This window comes from Streptomyces sp. MCA2 (genome assembly GCF_023544705.1).
GTDB lineage: Bacteria > Actinomycetota > Actinomycetes > Streptomycetales > Streptomycetaceae > Streptomyces > Streptomyces decoyicus.
On record NZ_JAMJFM010000049.1, the window covers coordinates 1 to 19447 of the forward strand.

General features: G+C 71.8%; 17 protein-coding genes and 2 tRNA genes. 8 read left to right on the plus strand and 11 right to left on the minus strand.

Annotation, left to right across the window (positions count from 1 at the left end):
• Positions 1-82 precede the first annotated feature (82 nt).
• Positions 83-637 (minus strand): PPA1309 family protein, encoded by a 555-nt coding sequence (locus M8I34_RS31450; RefSeq protein WP_030981653.1) that lies wholly within the window; start codon positions 635-637, stop codon positions 83-85.
• A gap of 214 nt (positions 638-851) precedes the next feature.
• On the opposite strand from M8I34_RS31450, the gene M8I34_RS31455 reads away from it, so the two are divergent.
• The 4 genes from M8I34_RS31455 (at position 852) to M8I34_RS31470 (ending at position 6089) form a co-directional block, all read left to right on the plus strand.
• Entirely contained in the window at positions 852-3659 is a 2808-nt protein-coding gene (locus tag M8I34_RS31455; RefSeq protein ID WP_250055261.1) for a UPF0182 family protein, read from the plus strand.
• A gap of 107 nt (positions 3660-3766) precedes the next feature.
• Positions 3767-3840 (plus strand) — tRNA-Met (locus M8I34_RS31460).
• 206 nt (positions 3841-4046) lie between these two features.
• Positions 4047-5897 (plus strand): tetratricopeptide repeat protein, encoded by a 1851-nt coding sequence (locus tag M8I34_RS31465; RefSeq protein ID WP_250055263.1) that lies wholly within the window; start codon positions 4047-4049, stop codon positions 5895-5897.
• Positions 5898-6015: 118 nt separating this feature from the next.
• Positions 6016-6089: transfer RNA gene (locus M8I34_RS31470), tRNA-Met, on the plus strand.
• Positions 6090-6147: 58 nt separating this feature from the next.
• On the opposite strand, the gene M8I34_RS31475 is transcribed toward M8I34_RS31470, so the two are convergent.
• From M8I34_RS31475 to M8I34_RS31490, 4 genes are all read right to left on the minus strand, one after another.
• On the minus strand, positions 6148-7284 hold the full coding sequence (locus M8I34_RS31475; RefSeq protein ID WP_250055265.1) for an ABC transporter substrate-binding protein: 1137 nt from the start codon (positions 7282-7284) through the stop codon (positions 6148-6150).
• Between the two features lie 49 nt (positions 7285-7333).
• Entirely contained in the window at positions 7334-8224 is an 891-nt protein-coding gene (locus M8I34_RS31480) for an ABC transporter permease (protein ID WP_250055267.1), read from the minus strand.
• Positions 8221-9078 carry an ABC transporter ATP-binding protein gene (locus tag M8I34_RS31485; RefSeq protein WP_374211014.1) on the minus strand — a complete coding sequence of 286 codons (858 nt, stop codon included), beginning with the start codon at positions 9076-9078 and terminating at the stop codon, positions 8221-8223. The genes M8I34_RS31480 and M8I34_RS31485 overlap by 4 nt, the downstream gene beginning before the upstream one ends.
• A 296-nt stretch (positions 9079-9374) precedes the next feature.
• Positions 9375-9794 carry a Fur family transcriptional regulator gene (locus M8I34_RS31490; RefSeq protein WP_250055269.1) on the minus strand — a complete coding sequence of 140 codons (420 nt, stop codon included), beginning with the start codon at positions 9792-9794 and terminating at the stop codon, positions 9375-9377.
• A 160-nt stretch (positions 9795-9954) separates the two neighbouring features.
• Here M8I34_RS31490 and M8I34_RS31495 point away from each other — a divergent pair, with 160 nt between their 5' ends.
• Positions 9955-11418 (plus strand): catalase, encoded by a 1464-nt coding sequence (locus tag M8I34_RS31495; RefSeq protein WP_250055271.1) that lies wholly within the window; start codon positions 9955-9957, stop codon positions 11416-11418.
• Positions 11419-11600: 182 nt separating this feature from the next.
• Here M8I34_RS31495 and M8I34_RS31500 read toward each other — a convergent pair whose 3' ends face one another.
• Both M8I34_RS31500 and hisN read right to left on the minus strand, forming a co-directional pair.
• A complete protein-coding gene (locus tag M8I34_RS31500; protein ID WP_030981669.1) occupies positions 11601-12002 on the minus strand; it encodes a cyclic nucleotide-binding/CBS domain-containing protein in 402 nt (133 codons plus the stop codon).
• A 151-nt stretch (positions 12003-12153) separates the two neighbouring features.
• Positions 12154-12957, minus strand: a complete 804-nt coding sequence (hisN, locus tag M8I34_RS31505) for a histidinol-phosphatase (RefSeq protein ID WP_250055273.1) — start codon at positions 12955-12957, stop codon at positions 12154-12156.
• Positions 12958-13134: 177 nt separating this feature from the next.
• Between hisN and M8I34_RS31510 the strand changes: the two genes are divergently transcribed.
• The gene (locus M8I34_RS31510; protein WP_250055274.1) at positions 13135-13869 is read left to right on the plus strand and encodes a TetR/AcrR family transcriptional regulator; all 735 of its coding nucleotides are present in this window, start codon (positions 13135-13137) and stop codon (positions 13867-13869) included.
• Between the two features lie 110 nt (positions 13870-13979).
• On the opposite strand, the gene M8I34_RS31515 is transcribed toward M8I34_RS31510, so the two are convergent.
• From M8I34_RS31515 to M8I34_RS31530, 4 genes are all read right to left on the minus strand, one after another.
• A complete protein-coding gene (locus tag M8I34_RS31515) occupies positions 13980-14303 on the minus strand; it encodes a multidrug efflux SMR transporter (protein WP_030081785.1) in 324 nt (107 codons plus the stop codon).
• A 165-nt stretch (positions 14304-14468) separates the two neighbouring features.
• Entirely contained in the window at positions 14469-15476 is a 1008-nt protein-coding gene (gene rsgA / locus M8I34_RS31520) for a ribosome small subunit-dependent GTPase A (RefSeq protein WP_244418790.1), read from the minus strand.
• Between the two features lie 14 nt (positions 15477-15490).
• A complete protein-coding gene (gene aroA / locus M8I34_RS31525; RefSeq protein WP_250055276.1) occupies positions 15491-16864 on the minus strand; it encodes a 3-phosphoshikimate 1-carboxyvinyltransferase in 1374 nt (457 codons plus the stop codon).
• A gap of 166 nt (positions 16865-17030) precedes the next feature.
• A complete protein-coding gene (locus M8I34_RS31530; protein ID WP_250055278.1) occupies positions 17031-17744 on the minus strand; it encodes a M50 family metallopeptidase in 714 nt (237 codons plus the stop codon).
• A 35-nt stretch (positions 17745-17779) separates the two neighbouring features.
• Between M8I34_RS31530 and M8I34_RS31535 the strand changes: the two genes are divergently transcribed.
• Together M8I34_RS31535 and M8I34_RS31540 are read left to right on the plus strand one after the other, a co-directional pair.
• A complete protein-coding gene (locus tag M8I34_RS31535; RefSeq protein WP_250055280.1) occupies positions 17780-18613 on the plus strand; it encodes an SOS response-associated peptidase in 834 nt (277 codons plus the stop codon).
• 114 nt (positions 18614-18727) lie between these two features.
• Positions 18728-19375, plus strand: coding sequence for an alpha/beta family hydrolase (locus M8I34_RS31540; protein ID WP_250055282.1), 648 nt, complete (start codon positions 18728-18730; stop codon positions 19373-19375).
• Positions 19376-19447 lie beyond the last annotated feature (72 nt).

Sequence of the window (19447 nt, forward strand, 5' to 3'; positions counted from 1 at the left end):
GCCCTAGCGGCCCGGAGTACCGGGGAGCCCTCCGGGCCGGACGCGCACGTCCGGCCCGGGCGTCAGCCATGGTGGGCCGCGGTCAGCCCTCGAACGTCGCCGCCAGTGCTTCCGCGAGGCCCGGCACCAGCGCCGAGCCGGTGAGCACCTCGGACGTGGAGTCCTTCTCGCGCAGTCGCAGCGCCGACTCACGCCGTCCGTCGCGCAGTACGGCCACCGTCATCCGGACTTCCTGGCGGTCCGGGTGCCGGGCGACCCACTTGGCGAGCTGCGCCTCGTCCATGCCCGCGGGCTCGGAGTCCTCCGCGGACGGCGGCAGCATCAGCCGCTCCACGGTCAGCGCGCAGCCGGCCACGGCATCCGGCCAGGCGATGGTGGCGAGGAACTCGTCCAGCGGGACGCCCGCCGGGATCTCGTCCTGTTCCACGGGGGTCAGGGACGCGGTGGTGGAGTCGTCGATGCCGAGCTGGGCGGCGAGCGAGGGCTCCTGCTCGCGCAGCTTGGCGGTGTCGACGAGGGCGAACAGTCGGGCGGGCTGATCCCAGCCGAGCCCGGCGCTGTACTCGTCGATCTCGAGCACCGCGCGGGTCAGGGGGTCGGCGGCGAGGGGGGTGCCGTCAACGGGGAGGTTGGTCATGCTCAACATCGTGCCTTGTGTACCCCGGAAAGCGGGAACTGAGTAAAGCCTTCGTAAGTTGCATCGGTGGGTCCTACTATCGCCGGGCCTGCTCAACACGACAGCGAACTTCGAGGTGCGCACCTTGGCTTTCCAGATGCCGGACCGCGGCGGAGGCCCGACAGGGCCACGGATCAGAGTCGGCCGACCATCGCGGCGGATCCGGACCCTGCTCATGACGTTGGGTGTGCTGGCCGTTTTGGCCATGCTCTTCGTGATGTTTGCGGGGTTCTGGACCGATTGGCTCTGGTACCGCTCGGTCAAGTTCTCCTCGGTCTTCACCACCACCCTGTGGACCAAGATCGGCCTGTTCTTCTCCTTCGGCGTCCTGATGGCCGTGGCCGTCGGCGTCAACGTCTGGCTGGCGCACCGGCTGCGGCCGCCGCTGAGCGCGATGTCCGTGGAGCAGCAGAGCCTGGACCGCTACCGGATGGGGATCGCCCCGTTCAAGAAGTGGGCGCTGATCGCGGTCACCGCGGTGATCGGCCTGATCGCCGGGGCCTCCGCCTCCGGCGAGTGGCGTACCTGGCTCCTGTGGGTCAACGGCGTGCCGTTCGGCAAGACGGACCCGCAGTTCGGCAAGGACATCGCCTTCTACACCTTCGACCTGCCCTGGTACCGCTTCCTGTTGAGCTTCGGCTTCGCCTGCGCGGTGCTGTGCCTGGTCGCCGCGGCGCTGACGCACTACCTCTACGGCGGGCTGCGGCTGACCAGCCCCGGCTCGCGGGCGACCGCGGCGGCCACCGGCCATCTGTCGGTGCTGCTGGGCATTTTCGTCTCGCTCAAGGCGATCGCGTACTGGCTCGACCGGTACGGCCTGGCGGTCAAGTCCAGCGGCCTGAAGTCGGCCGACAACTGGACGGGCCTGCGGTATGTCGACGCCAACGCCTATCTGCCGGCGAAGACGATCCTGTTCTTCATCGCGGCGATCTGCGCGGTGCTGTTCTTCGCCACCCTCTGGCGGCGGACGTGGCAGCTGCCGGTGATCGGCTTCGGCCTGATGGTGCTCTCGGCGGTCCTCATCGGCGGGCTCTACCCGGCGATCGTGCAGAAGTTCCAGGTCCAGCCGAACGAGCAGGCCAAGGAAGCGCCGTACATCAAGCAGAACATCAAGGCGACCCGGGATGCGTACGACATCCAGGACTCCGAGGTCACGCCGTACAAGGGCGACTACCAGCCCACCGGCAAGGCGGACAGCCAGCGGCTGCGCGATGACGCCGACACCACGGCCAGCATGCGGCTGCTCGACCCGAACGTGGTCTCGCCGGCCTTCCAGCAACAGCAGCAGGTGCGCGGGTACTACCAGTTCCCCTCCACCCTCGACGTCGACCGCTACAAGGACAAGGGCGGCGCCGAGCAGGACACCGTCATCGGTCTGCGCGAGCTGAACATCGCCGGTATCCCCGAGCGCAACTGGATCAACGACCACTTCAAGTACACCCACGGCTACGGCGCGGTCGCGGCCAAGGGGACCGAGGCCTCCGAGGGCGGCGGTCCGAAGTACACCGAGTCGGATCTGCCGTCCAAGGGGCAGCTCCCCCCGTACCAGCAGCGGGTGTACTACGGCGAGAAGACCTCGCAGTACTCCATCGTCGGCGGTCCGCAGAAGGAGCTGGACTACTCCGACGACAGCGGCGAGAAGAGCTACAGCTACCGGGGCAACAGCGGCGTCAACCTCGCCAACCCGGTCAACCGTGCCGCGTACGCGGTGGCGTTCGGGGAGCCGCAGATCCTCTACTCCGGCGCGATCGGCAAGGGCTCGCGGATCCTGTACAACCGCACGCCCAAGGAGCGCGTCGAATCCGTCGCCCCCTGGCTGACCATCGACGGCGACGCCTATCCGGCGGTCATCGACGGCCGGATCAAGTGGATAGTGGACGCCTACACCACCAGCAACGGCTATCCGTACGCCTCGCGCACCACGCTCGGGGACAGCACGGCCGATTCGCTCACCGACGGACAGCGGGCGGTGGTGGCCCAGCAGAACCAGGTCAACTACATCCGTAACTCCGTCAAGGCGACGGTGGACGCCTACGACGGTTCGGTCAAGCTCTACCAGTGGGACGACAAGGACCCGGTCCTCAAGACCTGGATGAAGTCCTTCCCCGGCACCGTCGAGAAGAAGAGCGCCATCAGCCCGGCGCTCAAGGAGCACCTGCGCTACCCGCAGGACCTCTTCAAGGTGCAGCGTCAGCTGCTGACCACGTACCACGTCACCGATCCGGGCACCTTCTACACCGGCTCCGAGCGCTGGCAGATCCCGAACGACCCGACGACCAAGTCGGGCAACGCCGTGCCGCCGTACTACCTGAGCATGAAGATGCCGGACCAGAAGAACCGCCAGTTCTCGCTGACGACGACCTTCACGCCCAACAAGCGCGACAACCTCGGTGCGTTCATGGCCGTCGACGCCAATGCGACCAGCGGCGACTACGGCAAGATCAGATTGCTGAAGCTGCCGTCGGAGACACCGGTGCCCGGTCCGCAGCTGGTGCAGTCGAAGTTCAACTCCGATCCGGTCATCGCCAACGAGCTCAACATCCTCAAGAAGTTCGGCGACTCGGAGATCGAGTACGGCAATCTGCTGACCGTGCCACTGGACGGCGGACTGCTCTACGTCGAACCGGTGTATCTGCGGGGCGCCAACACCAACTACCCGCTCCTGAAGAAGGTGCTGGTCAGCTACGGCGACAACAAGCCCGTCCTGGAGGACTCCCTCAAGGACGCGCTGGATGTGGTCTTCGGCAAGAAGGCGCCCAGTACGGGCACCGAGGAGCCGCCGGGCGGCGACACCGGTAAGCAGCCCCCGTCCGGCCAGACGGTGCAGCAGGCCCTGGGCGACGCGCAGAAGGCCTACGAAGAGGGCGAGAAGGCGCGTGCCGCAGGCGACTGGGCCGGTTACGGCGAGGCCCAGAAGAAGCTCAAGGCGGCGCTGGACCGCGCGGCGAAGGCGTCCGAGAAGGGCGGCAAGCCGGGCGGCTGAGCCGGCCGTATGCCCTCACCCTGTGGCCGCCGGTTCCGCACCGGCGGCCACAGGGGCGCGGTGGTCCTGGGGCATCCCGTTACCGTGATACCTTGAAGTCACAACGACGCGGGGTGGAGCAGCTCGGTAGCTCGCTGGGCTCATAACCCAGAGGTCGCAGGTTCAAATCCTGTCCCCGCTACGGAAGACCGAAGGCCCGGATCCTCAAGGATCCGGGCCTTCGGCATGTGCTCAGGTCGTTACCGGTCCCAGCGGGTCGCACGGCCGATGTGGGGAAGGTGTGTGCTTGAGTTTGACAAGTCGTCGTGTCGGGAAGTCGACAAACCGCTGAAGTGACCTCACTGGCTGCGGTATACCAGGTGTACGCGGGTTACAGGTGATGCGACGATGGGTCTTATGGGGGACAAGGCAAGGTTGTTGGAGACGGACCGGTTTGTGCATGCGCCCGACGACGGGCGCGAATCCGAGCTGCACATGGACGCGATGGAGGCCGCGGAGGCCGCCGAAGCGTCCGATGCCGTGACCGAGTCCGGGTACCGCCGGGCCGCCGAGGCGGGCGACACCGCCGCCATGAGCGCGCTCGGCGCGATGCTGCTGCGCCGCGGTGACCTCGACGGCGCCGAGTCGCATCTGCGCTCCGCGGCCGCCGCAGGTGACCGCGCCGCGGCCAACAACCTCGGCGTCCTGCTGCACCAGCGGGGCTACGGGGACGAGGCGGCCGGCTGGTGGCGCATCGCGGCCGTCGCCGGTTCCGCCGCCGCCGCGCACGCCCTCGGGCGCCACTACCGCGAACGCGGTGACGAGCCGGCGGCCGAGTACTGGCTGCGCCAGTCCGCGGAGTCCGGCCACTGCCTGGGCGCCTATGCCCTGGCCGACCTCCTGGAGCACCGCGGCGACATCGGCGCCGAGCGCTGGTTCCGTACGGCCGCGGAGCGTGGCCACCGCGAGGCCGCCTACCGCCTCGCGCGGCTCATCGAGGACGGCCGCGACGCGGAACGGCGTGCGGTGCCCGCATACGGCGAGCTGACCCAGCAGGAGGAGGCCGAGCAGTGGTACCGCCAGGCCGCCGCGCGGGGCCACCGGCGGGCGGCGCTGCAACTGGGCGCGCTGCTGGAGGATCGCGGTGACGTCCAGGAGGCGGGCCGCTGGTATCTGTCCGCCGCCAAGGACGGCGAGGCGCGTGCGGCCTGTGCGCTGGGCTTCCTGCTGCGTGACGCGGGGGACGAGGAGAGCGCCGCGGAGTGGTGGCGGCGGGCGGCCCAGGACGGCGATGGCAACGCTGCCAATGCGCTGGGTGCGCTGCACGCCGACCGCGGTGAACTCCAGAGCGCCGAGCGCTGGTACCGCGTCGCGCTGGACGCCGGCGATGTGAACGGCGCCTACAACATCGGGCTGCTCTGCGCCGAGCAGGGCCGGGAGGGGCGCGGTGAGCAGTGGTACCGCCGGGCCGCCTACGCCGGGCACCGTGAGGCCGCCAACGCGCTGGCCATCCTGCTGCTCCAGCGCGGAGACGCCGCGGGGGCCGAGCCGTGGTTCTCCAAGGCGGCCGAGGCGGGCAGCGTGGATGCCGCGTTCAACCTCGGCATCCTCTTCGCCGGGCGCGGTGCGGAGCGTACGGCGCACACCTGGTACGAGCGGGCGGCCGCGGCCGGGCACACGGAGGCGGCCCTCCAGGTCGCCATCGTGCAGCTGCGGGACGGTGAGCTTCAGGACGCGGAGCGGAACCTGCGCTGTGCGGCCGGCGGCGGCAGCGCCGAGGCGGCCTTCCGGCTCGCGGATCTGCTCGACCGCAGGGCGGCGGCCGCGGGCGAGGGGCTGGCCGACGGCGAGCGCACGGCGGACGACGAGAGCGTGCAGTGGTACGAGCGGGCCGCGCGGCAGGGCCACCGCCGTGCCCAGGTGCGGGTTGGCATGTTCGCGGCGGCTCGTGGGGACGCCGTCGAAGCCGCCGACTGGTACCGCGCGGCGGCCGAGGCCGGCAGCCGTAACGGTGCCTTCAACCTCGGGCTGCTGCTGGCGCGCGAGGGCAGCCTTCCCGAGGCCGCCCTGTGGTGGCAGCGTGCCGCCGAGAGCGGCCATGGCCGGGCCGCGCTGCGGCTGGCGCTGCTCGCCGCCCGGCGCGGTGCGCTCGCGGAGGCGCAGAGCTGGTGTGCGCGCGCCGTCGAGCTGGGGCCGCCGGAGGTGGCGGAGCGTGCGGCGCGGTTGCGGACGGCGCTCCAGGAGGAGCTCAGCGCGTAGCGGGTGCCACGGACGCGCATATGCGCTCCAGGACCCGGTCCACGGGGCCGGGTCCTGGACCGTACGGAAGGGATTTGCGCTGGTCGTCGGCCTGGGGTTAGAGTTACGGCAACAACGACGCGGGGTGGAGCAGCTCGGTAGCTCGCTGGGCTCATAACCCAGAGGTCGCAGGTTCAAATCCTGTCCCCGCTACTGAAAAGACGAAGGCCCGGATTCCTTGCGGATCCGGGCCTTCGTCATGTCCGCCGTTCTACCGCCGCAGCCGGTGGCCGACCGCCTCCGCGTACAGGCTGCGGTCGACCAGCCTGCGCTCCGGCAGCGGTGCGCCCCTGGTGACGCCGGCGTCCCGGTAGGCCTTCTGGAGCCGGTCCGCGGTGCCCTTTCTGATCTCCCAGTCCATCCGGAGCGACGGCACCGAGGTGAGGATCGTCCGGTCGAGGTCCAGGAGGTCCGCGAGCCCGGTGACGAATGACCGGTCGGCCTTGTAGTCGCCGGCGAAGTACGTGTTGACCGTGCGGATGTAGGCCCGCAGGAAGGCGACCCCGGCGTCCGGGTCCCGCTGGAGCAGGTTCGGCCCGTACAGGGCGCCGCCGAGCGGTTCGCCCTGGGGCTGGCCGCCGAGGAAGGTGTATTTCCGGTCGCCGTCGACCCGCCGCCAGACCGGGTCGAGGAGCCAGGCGGAGTCCACGCCGCCGCCGGTCAGGGCGGTCAGTACGTCGGCGGAGCCGAGCTGCTGGAAGGCGACGGAGCGCAGGTCGGCGCCGTGCCGGGCGAAGGACGCGGCCATCGGGTACATGATCACGGAGCCCTTCCCGATCATGGTGCCCATCCTCGACCCCTTGAGGGAGACCGAGGAGGCGCTCTCCCCGTTCTTCAGGCGCACCCACAGACCGCTCTTGGACCGCGGGGCGGGGGAGAAGTTGCCGGCCACCCAGCGGATGTCGAAACCGCCGTTGATGCCGTTGACGACGGCGGCCTCGGGGGCCGCCCACAGGGCGTCCAGGTCGCCCTTGGCCAGCAGCGGCAGCGCCTCCGGGGTGGGCAGGACCTTCAGCCGGACGTCCAGGCCCTCCTTCCGGAACTCACCCCTGGCGAGGGCCAGCCGCAGCGGGGCCACGTACTCGGCGTTGAGGGTGCCGGTGGCGACCGTGAGCGTGCGGCGCCCGGCGAGGGGGCGCGGGGCCGGGGCGCCCTGGTCGCAGCGCGCGGGGGTGCGGCCCGGGGCGAGGTCGGCGGGGTCGGTCCAGGAGGCCTTGCCGCAGCCCTGTACGGGCTTGATGGTGCGGGGAGCGGCAACAGGGGCGCCGTCGTCCTTGTGGGCGGCGCAGCCCGCGCCGAGGGCGAGGGCGGTGAGGAGCACGGCGACGGTGGTGGTGCGGGTGCGCATGGGACCTCCGTGCGGGGCGGCGTCGGGTCGGACGGGGCGGTGCGGTGGGTCAGCTCTGGGACCGGCCGCGGTCGCGGGGTGCCCAGGGGGTGAGGAAGCGCCCGGCCAGCCGCACCAGCTCGGAGAAGAGCACCCCGAGGACGGCCACACAGACGATGCCGACGCACATCACGTCGTTCTGGAACAGGGCACGGGAGTCGAAGATCAGATGGCCGAGGCCGTCGGTGGCGGCGATCTGCTCGGAGGCGACGATGACGAGGACGGCCACGCCCGCGGCGATCCGGGCGCCCACCAGGACGGCGGGCAGGGAGGCCGGCAGCAGGACGTGCCGGAACATCTGCCAGGCGCTCGCGCCGAACACCTGGCCGGCGTCGCGGTGCCCGGAGGGGATGGCCAGCACCGCCGCCATGGTGGAGATCCAGACGAAGAAGAAGACGGTGGCGGCGACGAGGGCGACCTGCGGTCCCTCGCCGAGTCCGAACATGTTGAGGAAGACCGGCAGCAGGGCGAGTTTGGGCACGACGTACAGGGCGTCCAGGAGGGGTTCCAGGGCGGCCCGTACCAGCGGCAGCGAGCCCATCAGCAGGCCCAGGAGGTAGCCGGAGACGGTGCCGACGGCGTACCCGGCCAGCACGCGCCGGAGCGTGGCCCACACGTCCGGCCACAGGTCGCCGGCCAGGGCGCGCTGCCGGCCGTCGGCCAGGATCGTGGACGGCGCGGGGTAGATGCGGGCGTCGATCCAGGCCCGGTCGGCGGCCAGCTGCCACAGCAGGACGAGCAGCAGCGGGACGGCGACGGCGAGGGAGATCTCCAGGGTGCGCCGGCGGCGGTGGGTGCGCCGGGGGCGCAGCTCCTGGGGGCCGGGGCGGCGGACGAGAAGACGGCCGGCCGGGGCGGGCCGGCCGTCCTCGTGGCCGGGCGGGTGCAGGGCGGCGGTCATGCGGGGACGGCCCCCTCGGCGGTCGGCTGTGCCGTGGCGGACCCGTCGACCTCGTTGCGCAGCAGCTGCCACAACTCGGCCTTCAGGGCGGTGAATTCGGGGGTGTCCCGGACCGCGCCGGTGCGTGGACGGCCGAACGGCGGGCGGCGTTCGGCGATGATCCGGCCGGGCCGGGCGGACATCACCAGGACCCGGTCACCGAGGACCAGGGCCTCTTCGAGGCTGTGGGTGATGAGGAGGGTGGTGGTGCGGGTGGTCTGGGTGAGGTCGAGCAGCTCGTCCTGGAGGAGGGTGCGCAGCTGGGCGTCGAGGGCCGCGAACGGCTCGTCCATCAGCAGCATCTCCGGCTCCACGGCGAGCGCGCGGGCGAGGGCGACGCGCTGGCGCATCCCGCCGGAGAGCGCGGCCGGATAGGCGCCGGCGAAGTCGGCGAGACCCATCCGCGCGAGCCAGGAGCGGGCCCGTGCGTCGGCCTCCTTACGGGGCACGCGCTGGATGTCGAGGCCGAAGCGGACATTGGCCAGCACGGTCTTCCAGTCATGGATGCCGTAGTCCTGGAAGATCATTGCGGCCGGCCGGTCGGTGCTCGCGCGGATCTCCAGCTCGCCCTCGCTGGGGCGCATTAGCCCGGCGGCGATCCGCAGCAGGGTCGACTTGCCGCAGCCGGACGGGCCGACGAGACAGACGAATTCACCCGGTGCGATCTCGGTGTCGACGGGGCCGAGGGCGGCCAGCGCCGCGCTGCCGCGGCCGAACGAGCGGGTCAGGGCGCGGGCGCGCAGGGCCGGTGGGCGGGCGGCGGACGGCTCGGCGGGTGGGCGGTGCGCTGCGGGGGAAGGGTGCGGCTCTCCCACGGGGTGCTCCTTGCGGAGTGCGGACAGGGTGCCGCCGTGGTGCGGGGCGCGGGCCCGGTCGGGCCCGGTGGCCGGAAAGCGCGGCGCGGCCGACGATATGACGGGGCGTCAGATTCGGGCAAGGGGCGTGCGGGCATGGCTGTGCGGTGGGGGAGGTGGGGTGCGGGGTGGCAGCGGGGATCGGTGGGCGGGACGGGCACGCGAAGCGGCCCGCGGCCGGAGGGACGCGGGCTCGGGGGGTGTGCGGCGTGACGCGGTGCGGGGAGGGCCCGGACGGGGGCCGGCTCCCGTTGGTGTCAGGGCGCGGCGTGGCAGTTGGGGCAGATGCCCCGGTAGGTCACGGTGACCTCGGAGACCTGGAAGCCGTAGCGCTCCGGCTCGGGCAGCGCGGAGAGCGGGTCGCCCTGGACGTGGACGTCACGGATCGTGCCGCACTGCGAGCAGATGAGGTGCTGGTGGTCGTGGTGGGCGTTGGGGTCGTAGCGCTTGGCCCGGCCGTCCGTGCTCACCTCGATCACCTCACCGAGCGAGACCAGTTCGCCGAGGGTGTTGTAGACCGTGGCGCGCGAGATCTCGGGAAGCCGGTCGGATGCCAGCGCGTGCACCTCGTCGGCGGTGTAGTGGACGTGGTCCCCGTCGAGGACCTCGGCGACGACGCGTCGCTGCGCGGTCAGCCGCCAGCCGCGTCCTCGGAGCCGTTCCAGCAGGTCACTCATGCCAATCACCTATCAGTCAGATACAGCCAGGGTAGCAGCGCAGGTCCATCGCCGGATCGAGTACGAGTTTCGGCTTCTTCTTGACTTAGACAATGTCCAATGTAGGATCGTGACCGGCGCAAGCCAAGGGCAGGTGGAGAAGACTTTTCAGGAGGCGCACGTGTCGGTAGAGAGCACCACCGGACCGCTGACCACGGAGTCCGGGGCTCCGGTCGGGGACAACCAGAACAGCGAGACGGCCGGCATCGGCGGGCCCGGTCTCATCCAGGACCAGCTCCTGATCGAGAAGCTCGCGCACTTCAACCGTGAGCGCATCCCGGAGCGCATCGTGCACGCCCGTGGCGCCGGTGCGTACGGCACCTTCACGGTGACCGCGGATGTGACCGAGTACACCCGCGCCGCGTTCCTCTCCGAGGTCGGCAAGCAGACCGAGACCTTCCTGCGCTTCTCGACCGTCGCGGGCAACCTCGGCTCCGCCGACGCGGTGCGCGACCCGCGCGGCTTCGCGCTGAAGTTCTACACCGAAGAGGGCAATTACGACCTCGTCGGCAACAACACCCCGGTGTTCTTCATCAAGGACGCCATCAAGTTCCCCGACTTCATCCACACCCAGAAGCGCGACCCGTACACCGGCTCGCAGGAGGCGGACAACGTCTGGGACTTCTGGGGCCTCTCGCCCGAGTCCACCCACCAGGTCACGTGGCTGTTCGGCGACCGCGGCATCCCCGCCTCCTACCGCCACTTGAACGGCTACGGCTCGCACACCTTCCAGTGGAACAACGCCGCCGGTGAGGCCTTCTGGGTCAAGTACCACTTCAAGACCGACCAGGGCATCAAGAACCTCACGACCTCCGAGGCCGCCGAGACCTCCGGCCTCGACCCGGACAGCCACCAGCGCGATCTGCGCGAGTCCATCGAGCGGGGCGACTTCCCGAGCTGGACCGTCCAGGTGCAGATCATGCCCGCAGCGGACGCGGCCGGCTACCGCTTCAACCCGTTCGACCTGACCAAGGTCTGGCCGCACGAGGACTACCCGCCGATCGAGATCGGCAAGCTGGAGCTCAACCGCAACCCGGAGAACATCTTCGCCGAGGTCGAGCAGTCGGTCTTCTCCCCGCACCACTTCGTGCCGGGCATCGGCCCGTCCCCCGACAAGATGCTCCAGGGCCGTCTCTTCGCGTACGGCGACGCGCACCGCTACCGGGTCGGCATCAACGCCGACCACCTCCCGGTGAACCGCCCGCACGCCACCGAGGCGCGCACCCACGGCCGGGACGGTGTCCTCTACGACGGCCGTCACGCCGGACGGAAGAACTACGAGCCCAACAGCTTCGGCGGCCCCGTCGAGACCGGCCGGCCCCTGTGGCAGCCGGCCGCCGTGACCGGCCCCACCGGCGAGCAGGCCGCGCCCTCGCACGCCGAGGACGACGACTTCGTCCAGGCCGGCACCCTCTACCGCCTGATGGCGGAGGACGAGAAGGAGCGCCTGATCGACAACCTGGCGGGCTTCATCTCCCAGGTCTCCCGCGACGACATCGCCCAGCGGGCGATCGAGAACTTCCGCAAGGCGGACGCGGACTACGGCAAGCGGCTGGAAGCCGCGGTCCAGGCCCTGCGCGGCTGAGTGGTAGCCCTTTGCGGCTAAGCCTCCCCCAGCTAACGCCGGGAGGTGCCCCCAGCCGCTCTCGCGGAAGTGGTTGCGCGCCGTGGGGGTTGCTCAATTGTCGCTTGCCGTAATAACCGAAGAGGCCGGACGCCAGTGGGCTCCGGCCTCTTCGGGCGTCCGGCCGCGGGGCCGTTCGCGGTTCAGGCGGGTACGGCGCGGGCCCGCTCCGTGGCGGCCGACCGGCAGCGGATGATGTCGCGTACGGATACCACCCCGACCGGCTCGTGGTCGTCGAGCACGATCAGATGACGGAAGCCGCCGCGCACCATGGCGTCCGCGGCCTCGTCCAGGGTCCAGTCCGGAGCGGCGAAGACCACGTCCGAGGTGGTGTGGGTCTGGGCGGTCTCCCGGTCGGGGTTCTCGCCCGCGCCGAGGGAATTGAGGATGTCGCGCTCGGTGAGGATGCCGATGCCGCTGTTGTCGTTGTCGAGGACCACGGCCGCGCCGATGCGGCGGGCCGCCATCAGCTGCGCCGCCTGACGGAGGGTGTGAGCGGGCCCGATGGTGAGGACCACCGTGCTCATGGCGTCTTTGACGTGCATGGGCATGGAGTGGAGCCACCTCCTTGGTGAATGTGCTTGCGAAGGGATTCACAAGTTCACAAAGTGGGGGATTCTCATGTTCACATGCCTCTGCCGATGCAACAAGGGGCAAGTGCGGGACGGGTGTCCGAATGACCCGCCCCGCCGCAGGTCAGCGGGCGGAGTCGCCGAGGTAACTCAGCAGATCCTCGTGCAGCAGACCGTTCGAGGCCGCGGCGTTGCCGCTGTGCGGGCCCGGCTTTCCGTCCAGACCGGTGAACTGTCCGCCGGCCTCCTTCACGACCACCGCACAGGCCGCCATGTCCCACAGCGACAGCTCCGGCTCCGCGCAGATGTCCACCGAACCCTCGGCGATCATCATGTACGGCCAGAAGTCGCCGTAGGCCCGGGTGCGCCAGCAGTCCCGGCTCAGATCGAGGAAGCTGGGCAGCTTGCCGCGCTCCTCCCAGCCGGTCAGCGAGGAGTAGGCGAACGAGGCGTCCTGGATGCGGCCGACCTTCGAGACCTGGAGCCGGCTCGCGGAGGTCAGGCTGCGGCCGGTGAAGGCGCCCAGGCCGCCGGCGGCCCACCAGCGGCGGTTGAGCGCCGGTGCGGAGACGATGCCGACCACCGGGCGGTCACCGCCCTCGCCGCGCTCCATCAGCGCGATCAGCGTGGCCCAGACCGGCACCCCGCGGACGTAGTTCTTCGTGCCGTCGATCGGGTCGATGATCCAGCGACGCGGCCCCGCGCCCTCGCTGCCGAACTCCTCGCCGAGCACCGCGTCGCGTGGCCGGGCCCGCTGGAGCTGGCCGCGGATGAGTTCCTCGGCGGCCTTGTCCGCCTCGCTCACCGGTGTCATGTCCGGTTTGGTCTCGACCTTGAGGTCGAGGGCCTTGAAGCGCTCCATGGTGGCGGCGTCCGCGGCGTCCGCGAGGACATGGCCGAGGCGAAGATCATCGTGATAGTCGGGCATGGGCGAACAGTATCGATTGGTATACGCAGGAGCCACACGACCATGCGCCGCCGGGCGTGTGACGACCCCGGGCCCCGCCGGTGAGCGGGTGCTGCGACGACCCTTGACAGCATCTGGCGCCGCGTCAATTCTGTGCGCACACCGGCCGCCTGGGCCGGCGGCCGTGGGAGGCGACGGATGCCCGCAGCGCGTGAATCCCTGCTCGATGCCGCCTACACGGCACTGATGAACCGGCCCTGGCCGGCCGTACGGATGGTCGATGTCGCGGCCGCCGCCGGGGTCTCCCGGCAGACCCTCTACAACGAGTTCGGCAGCAAGGAAGGGCTGGCCCGCGCCCTGGTCCGCCGGGAGACCGAGAGCTACCTCGCCGGAGTCGCACGGGCGCTGGCCCGGGGCGCCTCGGCCGCCGGAACACGGGGCGACGCGGCGGGCCGGGTGGTGGCCGCGGCCGCCTGGACGCTGCGCACCGCCCGCGCCAATCCCCTGGTCAGGGCCGCTTTGACCGGCTGCTGGGGCGACCGGCTGCCGACCCCTGCGCCGGCGCCCGCCGACGCCGTGCAGCTACCGGCCGTCCGGCCCGGCGTCCCCGCGCAGCGGGCCCCGGCGCCCGTGGAGGTGCCGCTGCCGGGCCCCGCGGAGCTCGTCGGCAGGTTCTGCGACCAGGCGGTCGCGGCGCTGGAGCCCGACTGGCCCGCGGAGGAGCTGCCCGCCCTGGGTGCCGCCTGCGAGACCGCGGCGCGGCTGACCCTGGCCTGTGTGGTCGCCCCGCCGGCTCCCGGCACGGCGCCGGCGCCGGGCCGCATACCGGCGCAGCGTGCGAGGCGGGAGCTGGAGACGGAGGCGGTGTCCCGGCTAGTACGGGGGGCCTTCGCCCGGATGCCGGTCGGTGTGCCGCCGGGCGACCGGGGATGACGGGGTGTCACACGGTCGTGGGTCCTGCGGGTGACGCGCCCGCAGGGGTTGACGGCGTCACGAGCACCGGGGGCCGGTACCGGTCGCTGTGCGGGCGCGCGGCCCCGGGATCAGTGCGCAGACCCCGACAGCTGGAGCCCGACCACGCCGACGATGACCATGGTGATGGAGACGATCTTCAGGGTGGAGACCACATCGCCGAGGAAGACCATGCCGTAGATCGCCGTACCGGCCGCGCCGATGCCGGTCCACACCGCGTACGCCGGCCCGACGTCGAGCTTGCGCAGCGCCAGCGTCAGCAGACCGAAGCTGCCGAGGGCGAAGGCCGCGAAGGCGATGGTGGGGAAGAGGCGGGTGAAGCCGTGCGAAAGCTTGAGGCAGACCGCGAAGCCGGTCTCCAGGATCCCCGCCACCACGACGAGCAGCCACGCCATGTGCCATTGCCTCCGTCAGCTGGGGCCGGTCCTGCGTGAGCATCGACGGGACGTCGACATCACTCGTTCCGGCCCCGTCCTGGCGCTCGGGGCCTGGTGGACCACTACGCCGGGCTCGGTGTGATTATGCCTTTACCTCGGACGGGCGTCAGCAAACTTCGGCGGTCAGTCGCCCTCGCGTCGCTCGCGGGTGGCCAGGAGACGGCGCAGGGAGTAGAGACGGGCCGGATCGGCGTGCCCGTCGGCGACCCATGCGTCCAGCGCGCAGTCCGGTTCGTCGTGGCTACAGGCACGCGGGCAGCCGGCGGTGCCGGGCTCCAGATCCGGGAAGGCGTGGATGACCCGGGACGGGTCGACATGGTGCAGCCCGAAGGACCGTACGCCCGGGGTGTCGATGACCCAGCCCGAGTCGTCGGGCAGCGGGAGCGCCAGCGCGGAGGTGGTGGTGTGCCGCCCGCGGCCGGTGACCGCGTTGACGTGGCCGATGGCCCGACGGCGCTCCGGGACAAGGGAGTTGACCAGGGTGGTCTTGCCCACCCCGGAGTGTCCGACGAACGCCGTCATACGGCCCGTCAGCGCGGCCCTGACCCGGTCGGCGGCGCTGCCGTCGGCGAGTTCGTCGCGGTTGGTGACGAGGTAGGGGACACCGAGATCGCCGTAGGACTCCAACAGGGTGTCCGCGGAGGCCAGGTCGGACTTGGTGAGCACCAGCAGCGGATCGAGGCCCGCGTCGAAGGCGGCGACCAGACAGCGGTCGATGAGCCGGGGGCGCGGCTCCGGGTCGGCGAGCGCGGTGACGATCGCGAGCTGGTCGGCGTTGGCGACCACGACCCGCTCGAACGGGTCGTCATCGTCGGCCGTACGGCGCAGCGTCGAGGAACGCCGCTCGACCCGGACGATCCGGGCGAGGGTGTCCTTGGTGCCGGTCAGATCGCCGACGACGGCGACCCGGTCGCCGACCACCGCGCTCTTGCGGCCCAGTTCGCGCGCCTTCATCGCGGTGACCGTACGGCCCTCGATGAGGCAGGTCAGACGGCCGCGGTCGACGGTCAGCACCAGACCCTCACCGGCGTCCTCGTGCTTGGGCCGGATGTTCGTCCGGGGGCGGTTGCCCTTGGGGTTGGGACGGACGCGGATGTCGTCCTCGTCGGGGTTCTTGCCGTAGCGGCGCATGGCGGCGGTACCCCTCAGACTCTCCGGGCGGGGACGGCCGCCGGATCGAGCATGTCCGTCCACATCGCGGGGAAGTCGGGCAGGGTCTTGGCGGTGGTGGCGACGTTCTCCACCTCCACACCGTCGACCGCCAGGCCGATGACCGCGGCGGCGGTGGCCAGCCGGTGGTCCTCGTAGGTGTGGAAGATCCCGCCGTGCAGCGGGCGCGGCCGGATGTGCAGCCCGTCCGCGGTCTCGGTGACATCGCCGCCGAGCTCGTTGAGCTCCTTGGTGAGCGCGGCCAGCCGGTCGGTCTCGTGCAGCCGCAGATGCGCCACCCCGCGCAGTGTGGAGGGCGAGTCGGCCAGGGCGGCGACCGCGGCGATGCCCGGGGTCAGCTCGCCGACCTCGCTCAGGTCGACGTCGATGCCGTGGATGCGGCCGCTGCCGGTGAAGGTCAGCCCGCGGTCGGTCAGCTCACAGGAACCGCCCATGGCGGTGAAGATCTCGCGCAGCGCGTCGCCGGGCTGGGTGGTGTGCTCGGGCCAGTCGGGGATGGTGACCCGGCCGCCGGTGACCAGTGCCGCGGCCAGGAACGGCTGGGCGTTGGACAGGTCCGGCTCGACGACCAGATCGCGGCCGAGCAGCGCGCCCGGGGTGACCCGCCAGACGTTCGGCTCGCCGCCCGCCTCCGGGGTGTCCACCTGCGCGCCGACGCTGCGCAGCATGTCGACGGTCATCCGGATGTGCGGCATGGAGGGCAGCGCCGCGCCCACGTGCCGGACCTCGACGCCCTGGTTGAAGCGCGGCGCGGACAGCAGGAGGGCGCTGACGAACTGGGAGGACGAGGACGCGTCGATCTCGACCGGGCCGCCGTCCAGCGCGCCGCTGCCGAAGACCGTCATCGGCAGCGCGCCGCGGTTGTCGTCGTCGATCCGGGCCCCCAGGGCGCGCAGCGCGTCGATCACGCCGCCGAGCGGACGCTCGTAGGAGCGCGGGTCGCCGTCGAAGCGGATCGGGCCGTCGGCGAGCGCGGCGACCGGGGGGAGGAAGCGCATGACCGTGCCGGCGTTGCCGACGTCGATGGTGGCCGGGCCGTGCAGCCCTGCCGGGATGATCCGCCAGGCCTCGCCGCCGCCGGGCTGCCCGGCGGAGCCGGCGGAGCCGGCGGAGCTGGAGGACGCCGTCTCCTCGATGCCGACGCCCAGGGTGCGCAGCGCCTCGGCCATCAGGAGCGTGTCACGGGAGCGCAGCGGGCGGCGCAGCCAGCCGGGCTCGGAGGAGAGGGCGGCCAGGACCAGGCCGCGGTTGGTGACCGATTTGGAGCCGGGCACGGTGACGGTGGCATCGACGGCCCCGGCGGCGAGGGGGGCGGGCCATGGGGCGGGGTGTGCGGGGCTCTCGGTCATGCCCTTACTTTAATGGCTGGCCAAGGGTGCCGATCTTGATCAAAAGCGGCGCAACCCCTCCGGAACATGGCACGGGCAGTGCGCTCGCGTGCCGGGGGCGGGGATGCGGTGGGCGCCCCTGGGCGTGGCGGCAGGGGAACCGGCCGCCGGCCCGGGGCGGTTGGCGTCAGAGGCCGAGCAGCCAGCGCCCGCCGCCGATCAGGGAGCACAGCGTCACCACGTGGAACAGGCCGAGCCAGAGGGCCGCCGGAACATGGGTCAGGCGCGCCAGCTGATCCGGATCGGAGTCCACGGCTCCCCCGCGGTGCCGCTTGCCCATCAGCTCGAACGGCGGCCGCACCCCGCCCAGCAGCAGGAACCACACCACGGCATAGGCGAACGCCGCCTGCACATCCGCCGTCGTCAGCCAGGAGACCAGCACGAACGCGGCGCCGGTCAGTACGACGGTGAGCACGCCGTAGGCGTTACGGATCATGACCAGCAGCGCCAGCAGCAGCGCGGTCGCGCCCCACAGCAGCGCCGTGATGTGCCCCGCGGCGAGCAGCGCGGCACCCGCGAGGCCCAGCAGGGACGGGGCGATGTAGCCGGCCGCGGCGGTCAGCACCATGCCCAGACCGGTCGGCTTGCCCCGCGAAACGGTCAGACCCGAGGTGTCCGAGTGCAGCCGGATGCCGTCCAGGCGGCGGCCGGTGAGCAGGGCGATCAGGCCGTGCCCGCCCTCGTGGGCGATGGTGATGGCGTTGCGTGCCAGCCGCCAGGCGGTGTGCGGGACGACGGCGCCCAGCGCGAGCACCGCCGTGACGATCACCAGCCAGAGCGACGGGGCGGGCTGGGTCCCGAAGACCCGGCTCCATATGTCGGTGAGGTGGTCGGTGTCCATGTCTCCCCTTCGTGTGGCATGGCAGTGTGGCATGCATGTGCGGTAGGTATGCGGCGAGTCGACGGCCCGAGGAACTGGTGGGAATCTTCGGGGTCCAGCAGTGGGAGCCGACGGAGACCCTGGCACCCAGTTGGAACGTTGCTCCGACGGCCCCGGTGCACGCGGTGCTCGAACGCCCCCTCAAGGGCGCGGCGGCGGACGGCCTCCCGCCGGGCGGACCGGCGCGGCAACTGCGGACGCTGAAGTGGGGCCTGGTCCCGTCGTGGTCGAAATCACCCGAGGCCGCGGCAAAGATGATCAATGCGCGGGCCGAGACGGTGCACGAGAAGCCGTCCTTCCGGCAGGCCTTCGCGACCCGTCGGTGCCTGCTCCCCGGTGACGGGTATTTCGAGTGGGTCACCGACGCCGCGGAGCGGCAGCTGGAGGAGCAGGGCAAGAAGAAGCGGCCCCGTAAGCAGCCGTACTTCGTCACGCCCGCCGACGGCACGGTGATGGCGATGGCCGGGCTGTACGAATTCTGGCGGGACCGGACGCTGCCGGGCGACCATCCGCTGGCCTGGTGGGTGACCTGCACGGTCGTCACCACGGAGGCCGAGACCACCCCGCTGGCCGGGGCGGGCGGCGGCCCGGGGCCGCAGTCCCTGGCCGAGATCCACCCCCGGATGCCGCTGGTCCTGACGCCGGACCGCTGGGACGCCTGGCTCGACCCGGCCCGTACCGACCCCGACGAGGTGCGTGAGCTGCTGACGCCGCCGCCGGCCGGGCTGATGCGCGCCCATCCCGTCCCGACCGGTGTCAGCAACGTCCGCAACAACGGGCCCGAGCTGGTCGCCGAGCTCGACGGCCCCGAGGTGGGCACGCTGTTCTAACCCGCGACGGGCGGGTGGTGCCGGCCGCCCGCCGGTCCCCGCCCGCCGGTCCTCGGACGCCGCCCTGGCGTGCTGCGGTGACCTTCCGGCCGCGGCACGGGCAGGATGGGCGGTATGAGCACAGGGGCGAAGGAGACCGAGACCGTCACGACACCGGCGGGCGACGCCCGGATCACCTGGCACCGCGACGCCACCCCGGCGCGGGCCGTGGTGGCCGTGAGCCATGGCGCCGGCGGGGGCATCGAGGCACGCGATCTGCGGGCCCTGGCCGCCGCGCTGCCGGCCCGTGGGTACACGGTGGCGCTGGTCGAGCAGCCGTGGCGGGTGGCGGGCAAGAAGCTGGCGCCCGCGCCGAAGACCCTGGACACCGGCTGGACCGCGCTGTGGCCGGCGCTGGAGAAGCCGGGGCTGCCGGTGGTCGCCGGCGGCCGCAGTGCCGGTGCCCGGGTGGCCTGCCGTACGGCGCGGGAACTGGGCGCACACGCGGTACTCGCGCTCAGCTTTCCGCTGCATCCGCCGGGCCGGCCGGAGAAGTCCCGGGCCGACGAGCTGACCGGCGCCGGGGTGCCGACGCTGGTCGTCCAGGGCGGCCGGGATCCGTTCGGCCGGCCGGAGGAGTTCCCGCCGGGGACGGAGATCACCGAGGTGGCGCACGGTGACCACGGCTTCGCGGTGCCGAAGAAGGCGGGCGTGGGCGAGGCGGAGTCGATGGCGGTGATCACGGACGCGGTGGCGGCCTGGCTGGACGGGATGTTCGGCTGACCGTTGCGCCCGCCTTGCCGGAGCGGCAAGCGCGTTTGCCGCTCCGGGTGCGGGTCCGGGACTCCGATCTTG

Coding starts and splice junctions, on each gene's coding strand:
- M8I34_RS31455 (WP_250055261.1), top strand. CDS start 852: ATGACGTTGGGTGTGCTGGCCGTTTTGGCCATGCTCTTCGTGATGTTT.
- M8I34_RS31510 (WP_250055274.1), top strand. CDS start 13,135: ATGCCCGCAGCGCGTGAATCCCTGCTCGATGCCGCCTACACGGCACTG.
- M8I34_RS31475 (WP_250055265.1), bottom strand. CDS start 7,284: ATGCGCACCCGCACCACCACCGTCGCCGTGCTCCTCACCGCCCTCGCC.
- M8I34_RS31535 (WP_250055280.1), top strand. CDS start 17,780: ATGTGCGGTAGGTATGCGGCGAGTCGACGGCCCGAGGAACTGGTGGGA.
- M8I34_RS31490 (WP_250055269.1), bottom strand. CDS start 9,794: ATGAGTGACCTGCTGGAACGGCTCCGAGGACGCGGCTGGCGGCTGACC.
- M8I34_RS31450 (WP_030981653.1), bottom strand. CDS start 637: ATGACCAACCTCCCCGTTGACGGCACCCCCCTCGCCGCCGACCCCCTG.
- M8I34_RS31500 (WP_030981669.1), bottom strand. CDS start 12,002: ATGCACGTCAAAGACGCCATGAGCACGGTGGTCCTCACCATCGGGCCC.
- hisN (WP_250055273.1), bottom strand. CDS start 12,957: ATGCCCGACTATCACGATGATCTTCGCCTCGGCCATGTCCTCGCGGAC.
- M8I34_RS31465 (WP_250055263.1), top strand. CDS start 4,047: ATGGGTCTTATGGGGGACAAGGCAAGGTTGTTGGAGACGGACCGGTTT.
- M8I34_RS31530 (WP_250055278.1), bottom strand. CDS start 17,744: ATGGACACCGACCACCTCACCGACATATGGAGCCGGGTCTTCGGGACC.
- M8I34_RS31480 (WP_250055267.1), bottom strand. CDS start 8,224: ATGACCGCCGCCCTGCACCCGCCCGGCCACGAGGACGGCCGGCCCGCC.
- aroA (WP_250055276.1), bottom strand. CDS start 16,864: ATGACCGAGAGCCCCGCACACCCCGCCCCATGGCCCGCCCCCCTCGCC.
- rsgA (WP_244418790.1), bottom strand. CDS start 15,476: ATGCGCCGCTACGGCAAGAACCCCGACGAGGACGACATCCGCGTCCGT.
- M8I34_RS31515 (WP_030081785.1), bottom strand. CDS start 14,303: ATGGCGTGGCTGCTCGTCGTGGTGGCGGGGATCCTGGAGACCGGCTTC.
- M8I34_RS31540 (WP_250055282.1), top strand. CDS start 18,728: ATGAGCACAGGGGCGAAGGAGACCGAGACCGTCACGACACCGGCGGGC.